This is a genomic window from Paenibacillus sp. UMB7766-LJ446, assembly GCF_030226665.1.
GTDB classification, from domain to species: domain Bacteria; phylum Bacillota; class Bacilli; order Paenibacillales; family Paenibacillaceae; genus Paenibacillus; species Paenibacillus vandeheii.
This window is the reverse complement of record NZ_JASOYM010000003.1, coordinates 113,557-137,844: the sequence shown is the minus strand read 5'-3', so window position 1 is coordinate 137,844 and position 24,288 is coordinate 113,557. Positions and strand designations below refer to the sequence as shown.

Sequence of the window (24,288 nt, the reverse complement as noted above, 5' to 3'; positions counted from 1 at the left end):
GATGGAGAAAAACATGTACAAATTGAAGCGATATAGGTCTATTTTTCACAATTCAGACACATTATTAAAATGTTGGGCACGAATGACCTTGCGCAAAGCGATGTAATGCACGTACACGATGAGAAAAGCTCTCACATGAACGGGGGACAAACTGACTCATTTCCAGTAAAACACTTCAAAAATAGCTCACAACCATCAAGGAATTTGGTATTTAGTGTTGACAAATGATAATGATTATCAGTATCTTTAGAGTATAAGATCTTGTTGCGCCGGAAATACGCTGAACTATAATTTCGTTTTCGTTGTCATAGCCGGAATACATAACCGGGATAAATGAGAGAGGGATGATCGCATGTTTCGTCTGGAGACGTCCAAGTTGGATATCGCTTATGAGGAAAGACTGATTGTTGATAATCTGAATATTCAAATTCCCCAAGGAAAAATTACAGCACTTGTTGGAGCCAATGGTTCAGGGAAGTCCACCATCCTGAAAACGATGGCACGGATCATGAATCCAAAAGCAGGTAGTGTATTGCTCGACGGGAAGTCCATCCATAAGCAGTCCACGCGTGAAGTAGCCAAGCAGCTTGCGATTTTGCCACAGAATCCAACAGCGCCCGAAGGACTTACGGTAACCGAACTGGTGTCCTACGGACGGTTCCCTTATCAAAAAGGTTTTGGGTCGATGCGTGCTGAAGACAAACGCATGATTGAATGGGCCATCGAAGTGACAGGCATGACGGAGTTCCATGATCGTCCAATCGATCAACTGTCCGGTGGACAGCGTCAACGTGCCTGGATCGCCATGGCTCTGGCACAGGAGACAGATATTCTGTTCCTGGACGAGCCGACAACGTTCCTGGATATGGCTCACCAGCTTGAAGTACTGCAATTGCTGGAGCAGCTGAATGCTACAGCGAATCGTACGATTGTTATGGTTGTGCATGACTTGAACCATGCTTCCCGTTATGCGCATCACATGATTGGTATTAAAAAAGGTAAAGCCATCGCTACAGGCTCACCTGTAGAGGTTATGAACTCCGATGTACTTCGCGAAGTATTCAACATTGAAGCGGATATCGTGATTGATCCACGTTCAGGTGTACCGCTCTGCTTGCCATACGCCCTTGCGGGTGAACGCCAGCAATCCGCACCTCCAGAACAAGTGGTCATGAACAGTGTAATGGTTCATGCTGGAGGACGGACAGAGCAACGTGTTCGTCACGCGACAGGAATTTAATGAAACGGGCCGTAGGTGGTCCTCAACGATAGAACGAAGCCGTTGTGCATTATGCACGCGGCTTATTCGCATTCTAGGGGAGACTGACCAAGGTGGAGCCGCAAGAGCGGTATGATTATTTTGGCTGCAAAATCCAGCTCAAAAAGCCCTTGTCCATATTGGTGGTGGAAGTAGACTTCACGTATGAACTGGGGTCGGTTTAATCGCAGATTTGGTAATTGTTCGTCTCGGGTCTATAATATGGATACAGGCTGTGTGCCGTATTGTTATTCGGTACAGTACATACAGCAGCCCAACCTACATCATACTCATGGGAGGAATCAGTCATGTCCGTATATTCGTATCAGGCGGTAACGACCGCAAATCAGGTAGTTCCACTCGAGCTGTATCAAGGCAAAGTGTTGGTCATCGCCAATACAGCCAGCAAGTGTGGACTGACTCCACAATACGGTGAATTGCAGAAGCTCTATGATCGCTATCGTGATCAAGGTTTGGTTGTGCTTGGGTTCCCTTGTAACCAGTTTGGTGGCCAGGAGCCGGGGTCAAGTGAAGAAGCAGAATCATTCTGCCAAATCAACTACGGCGTTAATTTCCCGGTATTTGCCAAGGTCGACGTAAATGGTGAAGATGCTCATCCATTGTTCAAGTATCTGCGTGAGCAGCAACCTGGTGTTGGTGAAGACAACAGCATCCAATGGAATTTCACCAAGTTCCTTGTGAACCGCGAGGGTGAGGTTGTTGGTCGTTTTGAACCTAAGGAGTCCCCTGAAGCGATGACGGGAGAGATTGAGAAGCTGCTCGGATAATCGATATCATCCATAGAAACAAACAAGCCTGCCTCCAGTTTCGGAGGACAGGCTCTTTTTTGAATTTAATGTTTTAATGATGAAGACGATGCAGACAGTTCCTCCAAAATAGCATCTAGTATGTCCGGTGACATCTGGAACATGCCATTTTCCTTAATTTCACGAAAAGAGGAAGTACGGACGATCTGCTGGGTAGCCCCTGTCAACAGCTGGGGAGCGTGTCGTTCAACCACTTCTCTTGCATGAGGATGCATGAGCAGCTCGTTTAATCTTGTTTTTTCAGTGTAGTATTCCTCAAACAGGTCACCGTACTCGTATATGAAGCTGTAGCTTCCCGAACTTGCAATCAGCTCTACACCAGAGAGGGTTTCCTCCATTGAAATGATGCCTTCCCTGCCTGCAACAGCTTTTCCGCCTTCCATCAAGGATGCGAGCCGGGCACCGTTCAGGATGATTCGGCCTGTGGTATTCACAGGCAGCGTCACGGTCACTTCCATCTCTTTGCCCAGGATGCGCCAGCCTGATTCCAGCTTACCGTAAGGGGTTTGATGCCATGCGCTGGCATGTGTGAGCAGATTCGCGCCAAATAACGGTTCAATCCGTGCTTTCCTGAAGCCTGGGGCAAGCATGTCGAGACCGGCAATTTTGCGAATCATCCACTCGCCTACCGCCCCATAGGAATAATGGTTGAAGGAATTCATGTCATCGCTCCAGAAGGAGCCGTCCTCCTTGATGCTGTCCCAGTGCTCCCAGATCGTGGTTGCCCCTTTGGAAACGGAATATAGCCAGCCAGGGTAGCTGTCCTGCATAAGCAATCGGACCGCCGTGCTGTGATAACCGTTGCCTGAGAGAGCAAAGCACAGATAGGGTGTTCCGACAAACCCGGTTGTCAGATGATAATCATTTTGAATAATGAGATCGTTCAGGTCTGCGGCCACGCGCTTTTGTAGTGCTGGTTCCGCCAGGTCAAACATCAGAGTAAGCACATGCGCTGTCTGTGTAGGGACGGCGACTCGACCTGTAGGCGTCATATATTCGTTTCGATAGGAATGAACGATATGATCAAGCAATCTGCCGTATTGCTGTGCATCCTCTTCATGACCAAGCGCAATTGCGGTATCACGCACCAGCCGTGTCGAATGGGCATAGAAGGCGGTAGCAATCAGATCCTCCGGCGTCGCTCCTTTATAGCTGTTCTCCTTGGCATCCAGCCCCAGCCAGTCACCGAAATGGAAGCCAGTATTCCAGAGAAATTCGTTTTCGCCTTGGGCACGAATATATTCGACCCAACGTTTCATGCTGTCATACTGTTCTGCAAGCAGCCGAAGATCGCCGTAAAATTGATAAACGGTCCAGGGGCAGATGACAGCCGCATCTCCCCAGGCAGCTGAATTGGCTCCGCCGACAATGTCGGGAACGACAAATGGAATGCCGCCATCCAAATGCTGCTCGGCCTTTACATCTCGGAGCCATTTGGTGAAGAACGATCCGCCGTGATAATTAAACAGTGCGGTACCAATGAATACCTGGGCATCGCCAGTCCAGCCCAATCGTTCATCCCGCTGTGGGCAGTCCGTAGGTACATCCAGAAAATTGCCTCTTTGCCCCCAGCGGATATTGCGCTGAAGCTGATTTACCCGCTCATCCGAGCATGAGAAGTCTCCGGTTGATACCATGTCAGAATGAGTGACTTCTCCCTGAAACGCGTCCAGCGGCAGCCCCTGCTGCGAATCAGGAAATCCCTCAACCTTGACGTATCGGAATCCCTGGAACGAAAAGTAAGGGGCGTATTCTTCCGCACCTTCACCTTTGGCAATATACGTCACCGTCTGCCTGGCCGGACGCAGGTTGCCAAAATAGATATTGCCGTTCCGATCAAGCACTTCGGCATGCCGCAGCTCAATCCGTGTCCCGGCAGGCGCCTGAACTTGTAACCGAATGCGCCCAACCATGTTCTGTCCCATGTCGAGCACATGATCACCTTCAGGTGTTAACAGGTATTGAACGGGCTTCACGACCTCTGTCACACGAGTGGGCACATTTTCTTGGGCAACCAGTTGATCATAGGGCAGAGCCAGCGTTTCGGTTCCCACCCATTGCGAATCGTCAAAGCCCGCTTCCGTCCAGCCGCTCTGCTCCAGCCTGGCATCATACGTTTCCCCATGGTAGATGTTGCTATACAATATCGGTCCCAGGGATGATCGCCAATCGGTGTCGGATACAACGACCGATTCCATGCCATCCTCATGGCGGATATGCAATTGAACCAATACGGACCGGTGTGGCCCATACATATAGTTCCGCCCATCAAATCCGAGCCCGCCCCGGTACCACCCATCCCCCAGTAGGACACCCATTGCGTTGGTTCCCTGACGGAGCAGATGGGTCACATCGTAGGTCTGGTATTGCTGTCGGTGATGGTAGCTGGTCCAGCCCGGCGCAAACACATCCTCCGATACATTGAAGCCGTTGATATACAGCTCATATAGACCTGTGGCGGTAGAATAGACGCGGGCAGACACAACAGGGGAGGATGAACACAGGCCGAATTCACGTCGCAGCAGGAAGGCAGGCTCTGCTTCAGGTTCAATTTGTGTAGTGTCTGGCGTGGTCCACTTGGCCTGCCAGGCGTTCGAGCTGTACAGAGCGGTTTCCAGTTGACCGGGCTTACTCCAATCCGATTCGCTTCCGGTGTGATCCCAGACTTTGACTCTGAACTGGTAGGCGGTTCGCGGCTGAAGCTCTGGTCCGGCATACTCGATATGCACGGAATCCGATGAGGCCACATGACCTGTATCCCACAAGGGAGCCTGAAAGTCATCCCCAGCGGTCAGTTGAATTCGATAGGCTGTCTGCAGGACTCCGCGCCGACCTGGTTGTATGATCCAGCTAAAGCGCGGGCGGCGGACATCTGTACCCAGACAATGCTCCCTGTATTCACAGGTCAAAGCTTCAATACGAAGATCAGACATGAATAATTCCTCCCGGGACCCGTATCATTCGGGTGATTGTGTATTGAATAAAATGAAATGACTGAAGGTCAGCCTTTGACAGAGCCTGCCGTCATGCCTGATACAATCTGTCTGTTGAAGAAAAGAAACAGGACAAGCGGCGGCAGGGTGATCAGCAGAATGTTCGTGAACAACAAATTGTACTGCGTTACATACTGACTCTGGAAATTGTACATCGTCAACTGGACGGTTGCGTTTTTGGAGCCGGGCAGAAAATATAACGGATTCGTAAAATCATTGAAAATGGTTACGGAGGACAACACAATCACGGTTGCCGTTACCGGCTGCAGCAAGGGCAGAATAATGCTGAAGAACAGCCTTATGCCGCTGCATCCATCGATCACGGCTGCCTCATCCAATTCCCGCGGAATCGCCGTCATGAACCCCCGGTACAGAATGATGGCAAATGGCAAACCGAGAGCAACCTCCACCAGGATCAGTCCGAGAAGTGTCTTGAACAGCCCCAGCCCATCCAGCACCCAGATGGTCGGAACGATGGCTGGAGGAATAATGAGTCCTGCCAGTACCAGAAAGTTAAACAGCGGTGTAAGCCGGTCCTGTCTGCGCTGGATGACGTACGCGGCCATGGCGCATAGAATAATGATGATGACGATGGAAGCAACGGTCAGGATCGTGCTGTTCATGAAGGCGCGAAGCAGCATGAAGCTGCGGGCCGTGACTACGGTTTGGATGTTATCCCACAACTGGAACACCGTGGGCGGTGCCAGATTCAGCAGTGAGGACTCTTTCACGTCCTTGGCGGCGTTGGTGATAATGAAATAGAACGGAATCCAGAAAGCAACGATCGTGAACAGTACTCCCGCTGCCTCCAGAATCCAGTTGCGAGCGCGATGCAGCTTCACAGTTCGGCCTCCTTTCGGTTCATATAGGAATACAGCGGAAAGGCGAGCATTGTGACCAGGATAAAGAGGATGACATTGCCTGCTGTGGCAAGTCCGTAGAAGCCCCCCTGGTACTGCTTATAGATGATGGATGCAATAAGATCGGTTGTGAACCCGGGGCCTCCCTTGGTCATCGTCCAGATTAGGTCGAAGGAACGCAGCCCGCCGATAAAGGACAGGATGATGACTGAGTGCGTAGCTGGACGGCTAAGCGGGACAATAATGTTCCAGAATTTGTGCCAGCCGCTTCCTCCATCCATTTGCAGAGCCTCATAGTATTCCTCCGGGATGCTGAGAATGCCTGCAATGTAGATGACGGTGGCAAAGCCCAGACCTTTCCATACATCGACAAAAGCTACCGAGAGCAGGGCGAGCTTGACGTTCCCCAGCCAATCCGGGCCCTCTATGCCGAGCATGGCGAGTCCCGAGTTGATCATCCCCTCTGTTGGATGCATCATGGCGCTAAAGGCAATACCAACAGCTATGGTACTGATCAGGGTCGGGAAAAATATAACGGAGCGCAGATAGTTTTTGGAGCGGATTTTGGACGTCAGCACCACCCCAAGCAGAAGGCCGATCATCACTTTGAGCGCACAGGTGACCACGGCGTAGATCAATGTGTTTTTGAGGCCGATGCTCAGGGATTGCTCTTGAAAGAAGGTCACGAAGTTTTCCAGCCCGATGAATTCCCATTCTGTCAGATTCCAACGTGTCAGACTGAAGAAGAAGGACAGGATCGTTGGCAAAATAAAGATCACCAGATAGACGAGTGCCGCCGGCAGCAAAAACCAGTAAGAGTACGTTTGTTTGACGGTTTTATTCACAACACTCTCTCCTCAATGGTCATTTGGATGCCGCCTTGCTCCAGCAAGGCGGCTGCATAGCGTTGTCAATCCAAACGTTGTCAGCCCATGGGCTGTCCGACCAAGCGTTGTCGGCCTGAGCGCTGTCAGGCCAAGAGCCATCAGCCGATGCGCTATCAAACCAACTCCAGGCTATGGCTTTGCAGAAGATTTCGGTTACCATCCATCCAAACCAAGCTGCTTGGCCTGTTTCTCGACATCCTTGTCATAGGCAGCAGCGCCTTCAGCAGCCGATTTGATGCCAGCTCCGACCTCAACGGTTATCTGCTCCAGACTTGGACCCTTGACCGGAGAGAGGTATTCCAGCGCGGGTGCCGTCTGCCCGGAATCGAAATACGGCAGCATTTCCTTGACGACCGTTGGCACGCTATCAGGAATCGATGCTCCCTGGATCAGGTAAGGTCCGGTAGGGGAGGATGAGGTAGCTACAGTCTCGGTTCCTTCTATGGAGGCGATAAAGGCCAGAAACTTCTTGGCTTCCTCTATATGCTCGCTTTCTTTATAGATGTACGCTCCGCCGGGCAGCCAGATAGTCAGGCCATTAGCTGAGTCATCATCTCCCGGCTGGGCGAAGAAACCGATATTCTCCATTTCATCCGGGAAATTCTGGGCCATTGCCGGTATGGCAAAGGACAGCATTGGATAGTGGGCGCCTTTGCCTTCAGCCAGCATTTTCAACCCGGAGTCATAGGTGGTTGCCAGAAAGTCCTTGTTCATCAAGTTCTGGTCATGCAATTCCTGAAGCTTCTCGAAGCTGCGCAGCGCAGCAGGTGTGCCTGCAATTGTTGCCTGATGGGACGTAAACTGGTTTGCAAAATCCGGTACCTGGTTCTGAACGTTGTAATAATCGGCGAGGACAACCAACTGAGAGGTCCAGGAATCCTTGTATGTGCCAATGACGGGGGTGATGCCCGCAGCCTGGATTTTTTGATTGTTATCCATCAGCTCGGCCCATGTTTTGGGTACCGTCAGGTTAAGCTGGTTGTAAATTTTTTTATTATAGAACCAGCCCCCTGCTGTGGTGGAGGCGGAGGGCACGCCATAGATCCGATCTTTATAGGTCACGGCCGGTTTGAAGGTATCCATAATGTTGTCCATGAGAGGTTCATCCGTCAGGTCCAGCAGGTTTGCCTCGGGCGACAGCGCCTGCATCAGCGACCCGGAGTTATAGAAAAACACGTCGGTCATATCCCCGGTTGCAAGCCGGGTTTTGATCATATTGTCACCCTCTGATCCGCCGGGTCGAGTCTCCAGCTCGATTTTGATATTCGGATTCTTTTCTTGAAAAGCTCCAATGTAGGCATTGGCCTGGCTAACTGCATCCTGTGAATTATCCACGAGCAGGGTAAGGGTAACTTGATCCTGTGAATTGCTCGAGCTTCCGCTTGTATCGCTGGAGCTGTTCTCGGTTGCACCGGAGCAAGCGGACAGCATAGCTGTCAGCAGGAACATAGCGCAGATCATTACGGTGAGCTTCTGGCGATAACCGCGTTTGGCAGCGGGAAGTGTCGAGCCCGTTTTTCTCTTGAACATATTCTCATCCCCTTGTTGAGTTTATCAGTAGCTGCACAGGTTGGCGCTGCCGATGCTTATATGGTAAGGGAGGGATTAACAATTTGTAAGCGCTTTATTTTTTAGATAAGTGTCTGATTTTTTCAGGTAGCGGGGAAGCGCAGCGTGACCCGTGTTCCATGTCCGACCTTGCTTTCCACCTGGAACGTGCTGCTTGCGCCAAAGGTCAGATCCAGCCGCTCCTGTACGTTACGCAATCCGAAGCCATGTTGAATGCAGGACAGGTTCTCCATCCCGACACCGTTATCCTCAACAGTAAAGAGCATATATCCCTCATCCAGAATTCCCGTCAATCGCACGGTGCCTTCTCCTACTTTGGGCTCAAGCCCGTGATAGATCGCATTTTCCACCAACGGCTGTAGCATTAGCTTCATCATGTCCATTCCCTTGATTGCCTCATCCACCTCTTCAATGTAAGTGAACCGTTCGCCGAAGCGAATACGCTGAATATTCAAATAATGCTCAATATGCTTGAGCTCCTTGTACACCGGAATACGCTCCTGTCCCTTGTTCAGGCTGAGCTTGAAGCTTTCGGACAAGGATACGGCCATCTGGGCGATCGTGGCATCATGCTTCAACGTGGCCATCCAGTAGATCGAATCGAGAGTGTTGTATAAAAAGTGGGGCTTAATTTGCGACTGCAGCGCTCGAAGCTCTGCCTCACGCTCTTTCAGTCTTGATTGAAGCAGGCGTTCGTTCAGCTCGTCCCTTTCCCGAGCGACCATCTTGAAGGTTTCGGCAATGACCCCGACTTCATCCGGGGCAAACCGTTCAGGGAATTTGCCTTGCCCCAGAGTCCAGTCCACCATCATTTTTTTCAATCTCAGCAATGGCCGTGTAATAGTGCCTGATATGGTGTAGGAGGAGACAAGGGCTATAATGCCGATCAGCGTAGCAATAAGTGTTGTTGCCCAGCCGATTGAACGGGATTGTTTCAGCAGCTCGCTGGATTCGACCATGTGAATGAACGTCCAGCCGGTAACGGCATTTCGATGTGTGTTAACCAGAAACCCGTCATGCTCCAATTTTTGAATAGCCTCTGGCAAGGAGTCTGGTTGGGATGCCCAATCCGCGTCGCTTCTACCGTATACGGGCTGGACCTTAGCCTGTGCAATGTCCAGAGCCATGTAAGAGCCATAGCGGCTGGTGCTGAAAATTTTGTTGAAGATCCCGTCCGAAATATTGATAATAAGAAGCCCGATCGTCCGTCCCCCCGGATCGTCCGCGTCCCGGAACAGCTTGACTGTAGAGAAGGAGTCATCCGAGGTACCGAACACATCCGAGTGATAATATACGATTTTCCCTTTCCCCGTAACGGCACGGGAATACCAGTCGGAAGCTTTAATGGCGGTATCCTTGCCCGGAATTTCGTAAATGCCTGCCTCATCCGACCGCCCCTCGCAATACGTGCGAAAATCCAGATCAAGCAGGCAGACGGATGAAATATACTTGCTGTCGATGGAGCTGCTGCTCAATACCTTTTTAAGACGCTGGAGAGTAACTCCGGGTGTGGTGTGGTTGCCGCCCTGTGCACCGCTGCCGCGTAATGCATCCTGAATGCCATCGTTCATGACGATGGACAGATGCAGATTGTTTATTGTTTTGAACAACAGATCGGCCACCTCACCTGACATTCGCAGCTGCTCCCGATTTGTCTGCGTGCTGATCTCCACTAGGGTATGCCGGGCAACATTGTAGGAAATCAAGCCGAGCAGGAACAGGGAGGGCAGGGAGAGCAGGATCATGGCGAGCAGAAAACGGGTGCGGACACGCTGGATGCGTGGCACGAATAACGTATGCGTTAGCCATTGCTTCATCATTTTTCACTCTCCTGTGGAGATCTATCTTCTTCGCAACTGCTTCTGTATTGACCAGGTGTCATGCCCGTTGCTTTCTTGAATGTTTCGGTGAAATGTCTGTAATTCGGATATCCGACCCTTGCACCTGTTTCATGTACGCGCAACCCCTTGGACAGCATGGACTTGGCGCGATCAATCCGCTGATGAGTCAAATACTTAATATAAGAAGTGCCTGTTTGTTCTTTGAAGAGAAGGCTGAAATACGTCGGATTTAATTCGGCATATTGCGCAACCTCCTGCAAAGAGAGATCACAGGCGTAATGGTCATTGATATAAGATAACGCTTTCAAAATAGCAGGATGCCTGGATGAGATATGTGATTCAGAGGGGGTGGTCTGGACAGCGAGGTCCAACTGCTTGCGAAGCCAATCAAACATAGCTTCCCGTGTATGGAAGTCCTGAATTTGTTCATGCGCAGGCGAGCGGCACATCAGCTCGTTGCCGTGCTCACGGGCCGTATCCAGTGCCACATAGATGAGCCGGAGCCATTCTTTTTCCAGCGGTTCAGGTCCAAGCTTCGAAGTTTCGGTCCACGCCTCGAACTCATCCAGTGCCAGCAGCGTTCCCCGCCGATCACGGGTACGAAGACACAATTCCAGGTTGTCCATGTGTTGCGTCAAAGCATGCTTAACGGACTCTTCCATCTGAACTATATCCGAATATTCAACCCATGGCTGCCCGGTAAAACGTGCATGTCGCAGCGACTTGCGGGCCTCCTGGTAACTCTGCTGTGCTTGATTTAGCAGATACGTATGGCCTGCCCCAATTACGAGAGGTTTGCAATCAGACAAAGGTGACAGCTTGGCATACATTTCATTCATCTTCACAGACGCATAACCGTGGGCCGCAGGAAATACAGGGAACACAGCCAGAACGTACTCGTCTCCATTCGCGGCACGGATGCACCGATAACCGGGATAATCAGGCGCAGGGGTGGAGACAGGTGAACTCAGGGCGAATACGCGAATTTCGGTAATTTGATCGGCCTCTGGACCGAACAGCTCCTTCCATTTTGGGATAGCCCTGCTTCCGATAATCATCAGGTCCATCGTTGCCTTCTCCAGCAGCTCTTGTCTTCCAGTTGACCATTGACTCTGAAGTGTAATGAGTTTCCGATGACGCTGGAGTCGGTCCACTGTTTTCATCAGCGCCTGTTCGACATGTTCAATCGTGATGGGCTTCTCCAAATAATCAATTACGCCCAGCCCAATCGCCCTTCTGACATATTCGAATTCATTGAAGCCGCTGAATACAATACAGGCGATATCGGGATGAATTGTGGCCAGCCTCTCGATCAGTTCAAGTCCGTTCAATCCGGGCATGCGAATATCGGTAAGAATAATGTCAGGCCGAAGCTCCTCGACAATACGAAGTGCCGATAGTCCATCTCCTGCGGTTCCGATCAGCTCGATTCCGTATCTTGTCCAGTCAATCATTCCTTGCATACCCTGAATAACAATGGATTCATCATCACACACAACGGCCTTCAGCATGGTGTAATCCTTCCTTTCGGGAGATGATTCATGGAATTGTACAATATGGTACCGTTTCCTGTGGTATATAGTATAACAGCGTTTGGCGGCGTTGGAAGCTGCTTCGATATCCTTTTTTGTTCAAGTTTAGGAGTGGGCAAGGAGGCATAATCACCGGAATATTCGGGAATACTTTGCTTCATACGATTAATGATAAGGTTAGGCAAATAAGAAGGACAAATAAAACAAAATTTAAATGTAGTTGAGAAAAGACTTGCAATGTGAAAATTATCACATTATAATGAATGCATGAAGTGAAATAAATCACAAAGAACACCGGTTTATAGTGAATGTTTTCACAATCATTTTCCAAGTTAAATTAGTGAATAAATTCACAACATTAGAGGTAGTCAAAGCAGGCAAGACAATCAGCGAAGTTAAGGAAAATTTTGTAATCCAGCTTCAGTAATTCAGCAACGTAAAGATAGATGCAAGCAAGCTTTTATATTTATACTCCAAGGGGGAACCTTATTATGAAAATCGCAGTTATCGGATGTACACATGCAGGAACCGCAGCCATCGTTAACACCGCCAAATTGTACCCGGATGCTACCATTACCGTGTATGAGCGCAATGACAATATCTCCTTTTTATCATGTGGTATTGCCCTGTATGTGGGTGGTGTGGTGAAAGATCCGGACGGACTGTTCTATTCTTCGCCTAACCAACTGGCCGAACTCGGTGTCGTTACCAAAATGCTTCATGAAGTGACGTCAGTAGATGCTGCAGGTCATAAACTTCAGGCTAAAAACCTGACAACCGGGGAAGAATTCGAAGATACGTTCGACAAGCTGATCGTAACCACAGGTTCATGGCCTGTTGTACCAAAGCTGGAAGGCATCGATATGGATAACATTTTACTTTGCAAAAACTACAACCATTCCAATACCATCATTGAAAAAGCGAAGGATGCCAAACGCATTACTGTGGTTGGAGCTGGATACATCGGCATCGAGCTGGTGGAGGCTTTTCAAATGAACGGTAAGGAAGTTATGCTGATCGATAGCGTGGACCGGATTCTGAACAAATATCTGGACCCCGAGTTTACGGATGCCATTGAAGAAACGTTGACTGGACGCGGTATCAAACTGGCTTTGGGCCAAACAGTACAGAAATTCACCGGAGAGAATGGCAAAGTGAACAAGGTCATTACATCCAAGGGAGAATTTGAAACAGACCTCGTTATTCTGTGCATTGGTTTCCGTCCAAATACCGAACTGCTCAAAGGCCAAGTGGATATGCTGCCGAACGGCGCAATCATCGTGGATAAATATATGCAAACCAGCCAGAAAGACGTCTTTGCTGCTGGAGACAGCTGTGCAATTCATTACAACCCAACGGGCAAAGCAGCTTACATCCCACTGGCAACCAACGCGGTGCGGATGGGTACACTTGTAGCCCGAAACCTGGTTCGTCCAACGACACCGTACATGGGTACACAAGGCACATCAGGTATCAAAATATATGAGCAAAATATTGCAGGCACAGGTATGACGGAAACGTCTGCTGCTGACGAAGGTCTGGTCGTTGAAGCGGTAACGCTTGAAGATGCTTACCGTCCGGAGTTCATGCCAACGGCAGAGAAGCTGCTGCTCAAAGTGATCTATGAACAGGCTACCCGCCGCATTGTTGGTGCACAGATTATGTCACAGGCTGATCTGACACAGTCGATCAATACGATCTCGGTCTGCATTCAGAACAACATGACGGTAGATGAGTTGGCCTTCATCGACTTCTTCTTCCAGCCGCATTACAACAAACCGTGGAACTTCCTGAACTCGGCTGGTCTTCAGGCGTTGCCTCCAGTAGATGTAAAAACACCAGCAATGGTATAACGGATACTGCTGAGATATAGGAGAGCTGCCGCATCCTGCGGCAGTTCTTTTCTTTTTGTTTTTTCTGAGATCGACCGAACAAGATAGAACGGAAGCATTAAAAAATGTAGTTTTCAGACTTTGTGATAAAAGTAACAAACCTCTCGAAACCTTCGCGATACAATGAACATATCAACAATACAAATTGATTTATGATGTTCATGAACTGTGAAGGAGAGGATCGTTATGGCAGCAAAAACACCTCTTGAGGTTGCACAATATACGGCGCATACGGGGATGAAGAAAGCTCAAAATCCGGTGTCCTCTGTATTGATACTCAGTTTTTTGGCAGGCGCTTTTATTGCGCTCGGATTTATGCTGGATATTCGGGTCATTGCCTCTGCTCCGGCCGAGTGGGGCAGCTTGGTTAATTTGATCGGTGCAGCTGTGTTCCCGGTAGGTTTGATATTAGTGCTGATTGGCGGCGGGGAACTGCTAACAGGTAATATGATGGCCGTTCCACTCGCGACGATTGCGCGCAAACTGTCCGCAGGCAGCATGTTGAAGAATCTCACCCTAGTAACGATAGGTAATTTCCTTGGGGCGATCTTTGTGGCCTATGCGTTTGGGCATGTGCTTGGTCTTACGGCAGAAGGTGCCTACTTGACCAAAGTAGTCGATATGGCTGGACACAAGCTGGACGACAGCTTCCTTCAGGCTTTTATATCCGGGATCGGGTGTAACTGGCTGGTAGCTCTTGCGGTGTGGTTGTCCTATGCATCGGATACGATGAGCGGAAAAGTACTGGGCATTTGGTTCCCAACGATGGCTTTTGTGGCTATTGGATTCCAGCACGTTGTCGCCAACATGTTCCTGATTCCTGCGGCGATCTTCGAAGGGCATTATTCGTGGGGGCAATACGTCATGAATTTCATTCCGGTATGGCTTGGTAATCTGGCGGGAGGGGCGCTGTTTGTGGCGGTTGCTTACTGGATGGTGTATCTACGCAAACATGAGCCGGAAGTGCAGCCTGAGGTGGAAATGGCGGTGGCCCAGCCTGTAGAGACGGAAGCCAGAACGATGTGGAGCAAGCAGGCGTAGCGACATTTTTCCGAGTAACCGAGTTAGTGTTGTAACCGTGGTACAAGTGCGAAAACGAGTGAAAAGGCGAATGCAAAGTAAACAGGAGAGGCGATTCTGATCTCGTTCAAGTCATGGCTGTCGGCTGTGATGAGCGGGAAAGGAGTCGTTTTTTTATGTAGAAATATCTGCACAAAATAAATTCGCCATGACAAGGTTCGGGGGAACGAAACCTGTTCATGGCGAATTTCGGGAGTGGTCCATGATATGGCATGAGGAGGAAGTGGGGAAACACTAGCCTAATGCCTTATTTTTAATTTACCCCTGAATTTCGAGATTGAATCAAGGGGAAATAAGATTTTTTTAAAATAATTTCGAGCAGCTGTGGCGGTGAAAAAAGACTGTTCTCTTTACGCGATTACCATGAAGAAGATATGATATGAAGATAGCTTTGAAGGGGGAGGGACTTGTATATGATCGATCAGGAGAATGGCGTATTCCCGGCGGTTTGCCCGCTCGATTGTCCGGATACTTGCGGCCTGCTGCTTCATAAGGAGAACGGCAAAATCGTGAAGGTAGCAGGCAATCCGGACCATCCGATTACCAAAGGCGCCATCTGTAACAAGGTCCGAAATATGGCGGAGCGGGTGTATCACCCGGAGCGGCTGCAATATCCGATGCGACGCATCGGAGCCAAGGGGGAAGGCCAGTTCGAGCGAATCAGCTGGGATGAGGCCATCCGCGAGATTACGGCGAAATTCAGTTCACTGTCAGATACCTACGGACCGGAGAGCATCCTGCCATACAGCTTCTATGGAAACATGGGCATTCTGGGTGTGGATGGCATGGATCGTCGATTTTTCAATGCGTTAGGCGCGAGCAAACTGGAACAGACGATATGTAACGCGGCCGGAAATACTGGGTGGAAATATACGATGGGTGCGAACCGGGGAACACTTCCCGAAGATACGGAGCATGCAGATGTCATTCTGGTGTGGGGAGGCAACATCGTCAGCACCAATATGCATCAGGTCGTTCTGGCCGAGAAAGCCCGCAAGAAGGGAGCCCAAATCGTCGTCATCGACGTTCATCGCAATCGGACCGCCCAATGGGGCGACTGGTTCATTCCACTCTACCCGGGTACAGACAGTGCACTGGCACTCGGATTAATGCATGTTCTGTTCGAGCAGGGACTGACAGATGAGGACTTTATGCAAAAGTATACCGTCGGCCATGAGGCACTGCGTGATCATGTCCGCAGCTACACCCCTGAGCGTGTTGCACGTATTACAGGCGTACCGGAAGCGGATATCGTGAAGCTGGCTGAGCTGTATGGCAACGCACAGGCCGCCCATATTCATATCGGCAATGGCCTGCAGCATCACGATAACGGCGGCATGAACGTGCGCAGCGTAGCCTGTCTGCCTGCGATTACAGGTCAGTGGCTGAAGCGCGGCGGTGGCGCGATTCGTACCAATAGCTACGCGAGCACCAATAGCGATGCGTTGGAGCGTCCAGAGCTGCGCCAGAACCCGGAGCCGCGCGTGGTGAACATGAACCGGATTGGCGAAGCACTGCTGGAAGCGGAGCAGCCGATTCGGGCGTTGATGGTTTATTGCAGCAATCCTTTGGTGGTGGCACCGGATACCGAGCGGGTGGAGCGAGGTTTTGCACGGGAGGATCTGTTCACGGTTGTCCATGATCTGTTCCTGACGGATACGGCGAAGTACGCGGATATTGTACTGCCTGCGACGTCTTCATTTGAAACGACAGATCTATATACGTCCTACTGGCATCAGTATGTCCATTTGCAAGAGCCGGTCATTGCGCCTTTGGGTGAGAGCAAGAGCAATATGGAATTGTTCTCTTTGCTCGGACAGGCGATGGGGTATGACCCTGAGATTTTTGGTGAGACACCGGAACAGATGATTGAGGAAGCACTCCAGGGTACGGGCAATCCCTACATGAACGGAGTAACATTAGAAGGGCTGAAGCAGCATCATTTCGTCAAGCTGGATATGTCTCCACATGATTCATATTTAGATCAGCTGCCCACACCTTCAGGGAAAATCGAGCTGTATTCGGAAACAATGGCTCAGCGAGGATTGCCTCCGTTACCTACGTACAGTGCACTGGTGGAAGGGTATGACGGGGAGAACCCGGCTGGACCTGCGGACGTTTATCCGCTGATGTTTCTGTCGCCACCGAATCATAATTTCCTGAACTCCACCTTTGCCAATTCGGCCAAACATCAACGCTTGGAGAAGATGCCACTATTGCAAATGCACCCGGAGGACGCCGCTCGCAGACAGGTGGAGGACGGGGATACGGTGGTCGTATGGAATGACCGCGGCCGAATCGAATTAACCGCCAAGGTGAGTGAATCCATGCTGCCAGGAACGGTGATTAGTCAAGGCTTATGGTGGGATGGCAATGGCAAAAAACAGCGGGCAAACTCGCTCACGCCCAATCGACTGTCTGACATGGGCAACGGAGCTACATTCTTCTCGGCCACTGTCGAAGTGAAGCGTCAATGAATGTGCTTGCAGATCGGATCTTTTCAGGTAAGATGAACAATGGATAGATTGTAAGCAATGAGTAGACCGAAAGTAAAGAGTAGATCGAAAGCAGAATGTAGAGCAAGATTCAAAATTTAGAATTCAAATGGCCTTCGCTCTGGCTAATCATGCCGTCTGGCGAGGGTCTATTTTTTATGGCAATATGCTTTTTGAAGGTACTAAGGAGAATAAACAAGATGATGAGATGGCTGGATACGTATCCAAAAGAAGTGAAAATATTTTTGCTGGCTAGTCTGGTCAATGCGACAGGCAGTGCTTTGATGTGGCCGCTGACCACAATGTATGTATTTGATGAGCTTGGGCGCACGATGGCAAATGCCGGGTTTGTCATTCTGATTCAGTCGCTGGGGGGTATCTTCGGTCAATTGCTCGGAGGTGCACTGTACCACCGGGTGGGGGTCAAGAAGCTGATCATCGGATCACTGGCGTTAAACGCTGTGGGGTTGTTTGCTCTGCCGTGGATCAGCGCGTATTGGGTTATATTTATATGTGCGATGGGCTGGATCGGCCTGTTTAGTTCATTATCGCTGCCAGCGATTCAAGCCTTTATCGGCTTCCGGTTTGCAGAGCGACGCGGGGAATTGTTTAATGTGATCTATGTCGCCAACAATATCGGTGTGGCGATTGGTACGGCGCTCAGTGGTTTCCTGGCTGATTTTTCCTACCATCTCAGCTTTGTACTGAACGGGGTGACTTCGGCTGGATTCGCGATCTTCTTCTGGTATTATCTGTCGCGGGCAGAACCGGATCAGGGCGAAGTGCATCTGACCAAGCGCAAAACGGTTCCCGATGGGCCGGGCGTCTGGGCGCTGCTGGGCAACACCAGATTATATCTATTTATGAGCCTGGGCGTGCTGTTCCTGCTTTTTGGTAATTCCATCTGGAATACTGGTGTGTCTCCGTATATTATTTCCGAGGGTATGGAGAAAAGAATGTACGGTCTGCTCTGGACGCTGAACGGGGTACTCATCTTCGTGGGACAACCCTTCACCAGTTGGGTCAAGCGTACAATGGCCCGTACATCGACTGCTCAGATGACGGCAAGTGCAGTGTTCTATGGCATGGCCTACATCGTCATGATCACGATGTACAGCTATCCGGGTATGGTGCTTGCGATGGTACTGGCTACCTTTGGTGAAATGCTGATTTCACCTGCTACGCCGGCATTTATCTCAGAGCATGCGGGAAGATCGGCACCCTTCTACATCGGGATATCCGGTGGAATCGGTGCGGTCGGCCGGGTTATCGGGCCGTATGCCATGGGCGTCATGTACGACAAACAAGGATTGATTCCTGTAGCATGGCTGGCGACTGTCACGGCGGGTATTGCAGTGCTTGGTTTTGTACTGCATGCGGTGCTGAACCGCAATCGTGAAGTGAAGGAGTATGGATTGGACGCTTAGCCTCTTCGGCTAGGTGGTATACGGAAGAGAGAAGACAGGTGGAAGTGGAGGGGAAAGCCACCAGGCCACTTTAATCTGTCTTCTCTCTTCCGTAAATTTTGATTGACAAAAAAATCTTTTTATGCTATAATTTACATATAAATGTATTCCGTATATACTAAGGTTCTCCTGGCCAGGGGGAATCTTATTTTTGTTTGTACGGGAGGATAAAACATGAAGCAAAATGAGTCCAGTATTACATCCCTGATTTCGGCTTTTGGCCGAGCCTACCACTGCCAATACGATACACCTCTTATTTTCGATGATTATATAGCCAAAGAGCTTATCACTCCTCAAGAGTTTTCGGATATCCGCGCGAATATGATTCAAGGCATCCATTTTTTCAACCCGGAGATGACTCACCAGTGCAAGAATGACCCGGATAAGATCCTAAAATGGATTACTCAGGTACAGTTATCTCCAATCACATTGGCCCGGGCTGCCTATTGTGAGCATGTACTGATGCATGAAGTCACGTTGGGATTGAAGCAGGTTGTTATTCTTGGCGCAGGGATGGATACATTTGGTTTGAGGCATCCGGAATTGGAGGACACGCTGGAACTATTTGAAGTGGATTATCCAGCCACTCAGCAGTTCAAGAGGGAGCGGCTGCATCAGGCCAAGCTGAACATTCCGGGCAATCTTCATTTTGTGCCAATGGATTTTACCCGTAAGCCTTCGTATGAAGGTTTGACTAATGGAGGTTTGGAGAAGCTGAAGACGCTGGTTACTCTGCTGGGTGTTTCGTATTATTTGACCAAAGAAAATCTATCCAACTTGCTCCGACATGTATTTTCGGATCTTCCAACGGGGAGCTCCATTGTACTGGATTATGCAGATGAGCATCTCTTTGAGGAAAAAGGAAGGTTTAACCGGGTTGAAAATATGGTGAAGATGGCTGCAATGGGGGGCGAGCCGATGCAATCCTGCTTCACGTATGAGGAGATGGAGCGGTTGTTGGCGGATGCAGGACTACTCATATATGAGCATCTATCGCCGGAGGACATCCAGGATCGATATTTCAGCAATCGTACAGATGACTTGTCCGCCTTCGAAACAAACCATTTCATCCATGCGGTAAAAAAATAAAACCCTATTCCTGCTGTGATTATTACAGATTAGGATCTGAATAAGAAAGGGATGTCCCATAGTCATGAACATGACGGGGGCATCCCTTTTTAGCGTTAGGACTGTCTAAGGAATTGAGCGCAACCCTTCATCATATGTTATTTACGATTTTGCTGTGCGCGTTCTACAATCATATCGGCAAATTCTTCTGCCTGAGCCTGAATTGCAATCGGGTCGAAGTACCAGTAGCGATCTTCTTCCAGCTCGTACACCTGATTGTTTTTCACAGCCGGGAGCGACTGCCAGATAGAGTCACCTTGGTAATTTTTATTGTTCTCCCCTACGGTTAAGAAGATATGGTCTCCCGCATAATCACCAACGACTTCCCGGGAAATCTCTTTCCATTGGGTATCGCCCATCAGCTCTTTCTTGGTGATTTCGAGTGGTGCAAGTTGCAAAGCGCGATATACGGCTTGTCCACCACGACCAAAGTTGTCTCCGTAACCATAGTAGCTTTTGTCAGATACTTCGAGGATCGAGAAGGTCTCCTCAGGTTTAATGACTGCTTTTACTTTGGCGCGAGCGGCTTCAATACGTTCGTCATATTTTTTTAGCCAGGCTTCGGCTTCTTCGGATTTGTTCATGAGTTCTCCGAAGCCCCGAATTTCATCCTCTACATTGGTAAACGTACCGTAGGGAATGACCACGGTCGGAGCGATTTTTTGATAACTCTCAATTTCTTCGGCTTTATCAGAGTAGGTAATGATCAGATCCGGGTCCAACGCAACGACCTTCTCCAGGGATACAGCACCCCGGTCACCAATATTCTCTATACCCTCCACCTGATCTGCGTAGAATGGATTTTCCAGATAATATTGAACAGCACCAACGGGTTTCACACCCAGTGCAAGCAGGTCACTTACGTACATGTCCGTAACAATTCGTTTCGGTTCAGCGGGAATTTCCACATCTCCACTTAATGACTTATAAATCCTTGTAGTATCCGAAGAACTGGTATTTGTTTCGGTCGAATCTGTTGTCGATTCTGAACCCGCCGATGTTGGTTCCGTTGTGCCGGAACCCGTGCCACTGTTACAGGCAGCCAGGATCATGATGATGGCGAGCATAAGCAGCAAGCCGGAAAAGCGTTTTTTTGCAGCAAACATATTATTGTCCCCCTGTGTATATAATCAATAATGATTATTATTCTCATTAATAACATAGAGGATGGCGTAACATTTGTACATGGACATCTATGATGACTAATGCATGGACAATTGTGATGTGAGTTTGTGCATGATGTGCTGTAATTGCTCTATAACGGAGATCGGGTCGAATCCATAAAACATATCCGCATCAATCTCGTACAGTCGCCCTTCACGAACGGCACTCAAGGTGTTCCAGGACTCCTGAGCGAACAGGTTGTCCACAGCATTCTGCTCCGACGATTCCCTGGCATAATCAATAAAAATATGATCTGCGGCATATAAATGAATCTCTGTTAACGGAACATGGATGTAACCTGTGAGCAGCTGGCCATCCTTCTCCATCCGTGCAGGAGGGACGAAGCCCAGCGAATGATACAAAATATGAGAAGCTCGGCCCCACCCGTGGCCATAGATGTACGCTCCGCTCTCACCAATCATGAATATACATACTGCTGATCCACGTACGCCCATCATCTGATCCAGTGTACGATTGGCCTCTTGCTGAAGTATATCATAGCGTTCTAACAGCGTACGAGCTTTCGCTTCCAGGCCCGTGATACGTCCCAAATGAATGAATTGCTCCTGCCAGTCGAGTTCTTCAAAGGGCATCAGAATGGTGGGTGCGATCTGACGTAATTCATCCAGCCCCGAATGAGGTGCATAACCAAGAATCACATCGGGATGAGTGTCTGCGATTAGATCCGTATGATTAATAAGTTCATGCTCAGAATACTGTATGAATGGTTCTGACCCGTATTCAACTATTTTCTCTTCCATCCATTCCGCGACGGCACCCATATGAGGGATATGGCCCAGTGCGAGTAAGGACGCAGTATAGTTGTAAGTAAGACTTACGATTTTTTTTGGTGTTTTCCGATAGAGGGTCGGTGCGCAACCTACCGTTTGTTTAAATTTTCGACTTAGATAAAAGGTGTCTCTGTATCCCGTCAACTGCGCAAGTTCCTGTAATGTCGGATTAGCAAAAAGCAGCTGTTCCTGAGCGATTCGGATTCTTAGCCGGGTAACATACTCCACAAACGTAAGTCCGGTGTACTTCTTGAATTCTCGTGAAAAATGCTCCGGGCTCACATTAACCTCTCTCGCTAATTGCTCCCGTGTAAAGGAGTGATTAACCTTTTCATGGATGTGCGCGATGACGATGTCCAGCCAGGAATGATCTTCATGAGCCAAACGTTCAGCGTGATCAAGTAACGTATCCAGTAACTGATAGAACAGCATATGAGGTTTGAATGGTCCGGATTCATTGCGTTTCGAGCTGGACAGAACCAACTCGGAGATCAGCTCGGCAATAAGGCGACTCGTAATGGGAACAGGATGTCCGAACGGCCAGTGCTTTTGTTCGCTATCTGCAAAATCAAAGGCCACTGCAATACCCTGAACCGGGGACAGAGAACCACGCTTGCTTTCATGCTGAAGCTGGGTTCCAGCTTGGCGTACGACAGCGGAGCCGGTATTTACCATCAATTGACCATTCGAACTGATCAATCTTGCCTGACCGGAGGTGATGACATAAAGAACATGCTTGCTGCTCCACAGTTCATCGATACCGGAGAAGGCTTCTCTATCATGGAGCTGCACCAGATGACATAGCCTGAACAGTGCTGGAGGGACAGTTGTAATTTGCTGCAAGCGGCCAGGGGTGTTCAGGGATAATTTATGAAAGCTTAGATCCAGGTTGCTCATAACATAACGAACTCCTTATAGAGGATTGGACTAATATGCAGTATAATACCACAAAGGTGTAATGGGGACCCCCGAATCCTTCCCTTCACATATTTCTGTGAAAAATAGATAAAGAGGTTGAAATCGCTATCAACACCGACTATAATAAAAATGTCGAAACGTTTCAATTTATGGTTTACAGGCATATTCATTATGATTTATAATGAATTTCTCCCTTGAGTCCATTATTGAAATGCTGACAATCGACCAAGATATATCTACGATTAAAGGGTACATTTTACAGCAGGGATGCTTAAAAGACGCGAAGAGAGATTTTTTTTGAAAAAACTTCGAAACGTTTCGATAAACAGGAAATAGATGTAACTCCTAATGGATAATGAATAGGAATGAGTGGTTGTTGCAACCATTTACAGTATAAAATGATAGGTAACAAGAAGTTAGAAGGAGCGAACGTGGAATGGCAACGATTAAGGATGTGGCAAAGCTGGCAGGTGTGGCGCTCTCGACCGCCTCTTATGCGCTGAACGGAGATAGCAAGGTCAGTGCCAAGACCAAGGCAAAAGTGCTGGATGCAGCACGAGAACTGAATTATCGCAAAAACGGCTTTGCCATGGATCTGAAGCGGAGCCGGACGAATACGATTGCGTTGATTCTTACAGATCTGTCGGGTCCGTATTACTCCGAATTGATTCGCAGCGTTCAGGATGTAGCGCTGGCTAACGGATATGATCTGATTGCTTGCAGCTCTATGGGAGGACGCGACTCCACAGCGGTTCGTTTCTTGCGAGAAAAAAGAGTGGATGGCGCTATTATTCTGGCTCATAACATCCATGATGATATCCTGGTGGAATCTGCGGGAGATCGTTTCCCTATCATTGTGATGGATCGGCAGCTGACGAGTAACCATCTGGTCAACGTTTTGGTAGATGGGGAGCAGGGCGGTTACCTGGCTACACGTCACCTTATTCAGAAGGGCCATAAGACCATCGCCTATATTAGCGGGCCATCCAATTCTTATGATAATGCACTGCGTTATCAAGGGTATTTGCGAGCAATGCAGGAAGCGGGTCTTGAAGAAAAGTCCAAATGGCGTCTAAGCGGTAACTTTGTACGTGAGGGCGGGTATAGTGCAACCAAGATGATGGTTATGCAGGGCGAGCTTCCGACTGCCGTATTTTACGGGAATGACGAGATGGCGATTGGTGGACTGAAAGCATTTGAAGAGAGCGGCATATCGGTACCGAATGATATTTCGGTAATCGGATTTGATGATATTCAACTGTCCGAATATGTTCACCCTCCGCTTACAACGGTGCGACAGCCCAAGCATGAAGCGGGTTCATTGGCAGGACATTTGCTCTTCCAGATGCTGAATGGCGAAGCTGTGAATCCATCGTATACGTTAACCATTGATCTGGTGGAGCGAGAGTCTGTACGAGCGGTAGAGGGCAATCGGGAAACCAGCCAGCATAGGAAGTGAGCAGTCCGAGGCTGGATCTGCTAAAATGCTGCTTTGTAGTAGTTTGAATCTTTTCTATTGAGAGTTGAATGAGGGGGATCATCGTCCGAAGGGGCCAGTCAAAGGTCACTTCGCAGAGGCCCCCTATT

At 49.2% G+C, this 24,288-nt stretch carries 17 protein-coding genes; 8 read left to right on the top strand and 9 right to left on the bottom strand.

What is annotated here, in order from left to right; genetic code table 11:
- The first annotated feature begins 352 nt into the window (after nt 1-352).
- Both QP794_RS08750 and QP794_RS08745 read left to right on the top strand, forming a co-directional pair.
- Complete coding sequence (locus QP794_RS08750) at nt 353-1,240, top strand: ABC transporter ATP-binding protein (protein WP_285075857.1); 888 nt, start codon at nt 353-355, stop codon at nt 1,238-1,240.
- A 326-nt stretch (nt 1,241-1,566) separates the two neighbouring features.
- The gene (locus tag QP794_RS08745; RefSeq protein ID WP_285075856.1) at nt 1,567-2,046 is read left to right on the top strand and encodes a glutathione peroxidase; all 480 of its coding nucleotides are present in this window, start codon (nt 1,567-1,569) and stop codon (nt 2,044-2,046) included.
- 65 nt (nt 2,047-2,111) lie between these two features.
- On the opposite strand, the gene QP794_RS08740 is transcribed toward QP794_RS08745, so the two are convergent.
- From QP794_RS08740 to QP794_RS08710, 7 genes are all read right to left on the bottom strand, one after another.
- Nucleotides 2,112-5,018 carry an alpha-L-rhamnosidase gene (locus QP794_RS08740; protein WP_285075855.1) on the bottom strand — a complete coding sequence of 969 codons (2,907 nt, stop codon included), beginning with the start codon at nt 5,016-5,018 and terminating at the stop codon, nt 2,112-2,114.
- 68 nt (nt 5,019-5,086) lie between these two features.
- Nucleotides 5,087-5,920, bottom strand: a complete 834-nt coding sequence (locus QP794_RS08735) for a carbohydrate ABC transporter permease (protein WP_483311886.1) — start codon at nt 5,918-5,920, stop codon at nt 5,087-5,089.
- The gene (locus QP794_RS08730; RefSeq protein ID WP_285075854.1) at nt 5,917-6,783 is read right to left on the bottom strand and encodes a carbohydrate ABC transporter permease; all 867 of its coding nucleotides are present in this window, start codon (nt 6,781-6,783) and stop codon (nt 5,917-5,919) included. Before QP794_RS08730 ends, QP794_RS08735 begins: the two co-directional genes overlap by 4 nt.
- Nucleotides 6,784-6,802: 19 nt before the next feature.
- Nucleotides 6,803-6,985 carry a hypothetical protein gene (locus QP794_RS08725; protein ID WP_285075853.1) on the bottom strand — a complete coding sequence of 61 codons (183 nt, stop codon included), beginning with the start codon at nt 6,983-6,985 and terminating at the stop codon, nt 6,803-6,805.
- Nucleotides 6,979-8,355: an ABC transporter substrate-binding protein gene (locus QP794_RS08720; RefSeq protein WP_285075852.1), complete on the bottom strand. Its 1,377-nt coding sequence runs from the start codon at nt 8,353-8,355 to the stop codon at nt 6,979-6,981. Before QP794_RS08720 ends, QP794_RS08725 begins: the two co-directional genes overlap by 7 nt.
- Before the next feature lie 122 nt (nt 8,356-8,477).
- Nucleotides 8,478-10,214, bottom strand: a complete 1,737-nt coding sequence (locus tag QP794_RS08715) for a cache domain-containing sensor histidine kinase (RefSeq protein WP_285075851.1) — start codon at nt 10,212-10,214, stop codon at nt 8,478-8,480.
- Complete coding sequence (locus QP794_RS08710) at nt 10,211-11,746, bottom strand: response regulator (protein ID WP_285075850.1); 1,536 nt, start codon at nt 11,744-11,746, stop codon at nt 10,211-10,213. Before QP794_RS08710 ends, QP794_RS08715 begins: the two co-directional genes overlap by 4 nt.
- 512 nt (nt 11,747-12,258) lie before the next feature.
- Between QP794_RS08710 and QP794_RS08705 the strand changes: the two genes are divergently transcribed.
- From QP794_RS08705 to QP794_RS08685, 5 genes are all read left to right on the top strand, one after another.
- On the top strand, nt 12,259-13,620 hold the full coding sequence (locus QP794_RS08705; RefSeq protein ID WP_285075849.1) for an FAD-dependent oxidoreductase: 1,362 nt from the start codon (nt 12,259-12,261) through the stop codon (nt 13,618-13,620).
- Between the two features lie 225 nt (nt 13,621-13,845).
- Nucleotides 13,846-14,700, top strand: coding sequence for a formate/nitrite transporter family protein (locus tag QP794_RS08700; RefSeq protein ID WP_285075848.1), 855 nt, complete (start codon nt 13,846-13,848; stop codon nt 14,698-14,700).
- A gap of 452 nt (nt 14,701-15,152) precedes the next feature.
- Nucleotides 15,153-17,216: a molybdopterin-containing oxidoreductase family protein gene (locus tag QP794_RS08695; RefSeq protein WP_285075847.1), complete on the top strand. Its 2,064-nt coding sequence runs from the start codon at nt 15,153-15,155 to the stop codon at nt 17,214-17,216.
- A gap of 221 nt (nt 17,217-17,437) precedes the next feature.
- Complete coding sequence (locus tag QP794_RS08690) at nt 17,438-18,661, top strand: MFS transporter (protein WP_024632782.1); 1,224 nt, start codon at nt 17,438-17,440, stop codon at nt 18,659-18,661.
- A 213-nt stretch (nt 18,662-18,874) separates the two neighbouring features.
- A complete protein-coding gene (locus tag QP794_RS08685; protein ID WP_285075846.1) occupies nt 18,875-19,789 on the top strand; it encodes a class I SAM-dependent methyltransferase in 915 nt (304 codons plus the stop codon).
- 137 nt (nt 19,790-19,926) lie between these two features.
- Here QP794_RS08685 and QP794_RS08680 read toward each other — a convergent pair whose 3' ends face one another.
- Together QP794_RS08680 and QP794_RS08675 are read right to left on the bottom strand one after the other, a co-directional pair.
- A complete protein-coding gene (locus tag QP794_RS08680; protein ID WP_285075845.1) occupies nt 19,927-20,934 on the bottom strand; it encodes an iron-hydroxamate ABC transporter substrate-binding protein in 1,008 nt (335 codons plus the stop codon).
- 96 nt (nt 20,935-21,030) lie between these two features.
- Nucleotides 21,031-22,680, bottom strand: coding sequence for an ABC transporter substrate-binding protein (locus QP794_RS08675; protein WP_285075844.1), 1,650 nt, complete (start codon nt 22,678-22,680; stop codon nt 21,031-21,033).
- Between the two features lie 457 nt (nt 22,681-23,137).
- Between QP794_RS08675 and QP794_RS08670 the strand changes: the two genes are divergently transcribed.
- Entirely contained in the window at nt 23,138-24,160 is a 1,023-nt protein-coding gene (locus QP794_RS08670; RefSeq protein WP_285075843.1) for a LacI family DNA-binding transcriptional regulator, read from the top strand.
- The last annotated feature ends 128 nt before the right edge of the window (nt 24,161-24,288 follow it).

Excerpts from the sequence above, each read along its gene's own strand:
- QP794_RS08750 (WP_285075857.1), top strand. The coding sequence starts at position 353 with ATGTTTCGTCTGGAGACGTCCAAGTTGGATATCGCTTATGAGGAAAGA.
- QP794_RS08745 (WP_285075856.1), top strand. The coding sequence starts at position 1,567 with ATGTCCGTATATTCGTATCAGGCGGTAACGACCGCAAATCAGGTAGTT.
- QP794_RS08740 (WP_285075855.1), bottom strand. The coding sequence starts at position 5,018 with ATGTCTGATCTTCGTATTGAAGCTTTGACCTGTGAATACAGGGAGCAT.
- QP794_RS08725 (WP_285075853.1), bottom strand. The coding sequence starts at position 6,985 with ATGGTAACCGAAATCTTCTGCAAAGCCATAGCCTGGAGTTGGTTTGAT.
- QP794_RS08720 (WP_285075852.1), bottom strand. The coding sequence starts at position 8,355 with ATGTTCAAGAGAAAAACGGGCTCGACACTTCCCGCTGCCAAACGCGGT.
- QP794_RS08715 (WP_285075851.1), bottom strand. The coding sequence starts at position 10,214 with ATGATGAAGCAATGGCTAACGCATACGTTATTCGTGCCACGCATCCAG.
- QP794_RS08710 (WP_285075850.1), bottom strand. The coding sequence starts at position 11,746 with ATGCTGAAGGCCGTTGTGTGTGATGATGAATCCATTGTTATTCAGGGT.
- QP794_RS08705 (WP_285075849.1), top strand. The coding sequence starts at position 12,259 with ATGAAAATCGCAGTTATCGGATGTACACATGCAGGAACCGCAGCCATC.
- QP794_RS08700 (WP_285075848.1), top strand. The coding sequence starts at position 13,846 with ATGGCAGCAAAAACACCTCTTGAGGTTGCACAATATACGGCGCATACG.
- QP794_RS08695 (WP_285075847.1), top strand. The coding sequence starts at position 15,153 with ATGATCGATCAGGAGAATGGCGTATTCCCGGCGGTTTGCCCGCTCGAT.
- QP794_RS08690 (WP_024632782.1), top strand. The coding sequence starts at position 17,438 with ATGAGATGGCTGGATACGTATCCAAAAGAAGTGAAAATATTTTTGCTG.
- QP794_RS08685 (WP_285075846.1), top strand. The coding sequence starts at position 18,875 with ATGAAGCAAAATGAGTCCAGTATTACATCCCTGATTTCGGCTTTTGGC.
- QP794_RS08680 (WP_285075845.1), bottom strand. The coding sequence starts at position 20,934 with ATGTTTGCTGCAAAAAAACGCTTTTCCGGCTTGCTGCTTATGCTCGCC.
- QP794_RS08675 (WP_285075844.1), bottom strand. The coding sequence starts at position 22,680 with ATGAGCAACCTGGATCTAAGCTTTCATAAATTATCCCTGAACACCCCT.
- QP794_RS08670 (WP_285075843.1), top strand. The coding sequence starts at position 23,138 with ATGGCAACGATTAAGGATGTGGCAAAGCTGGCAGGTGTGGCGCTCTCG.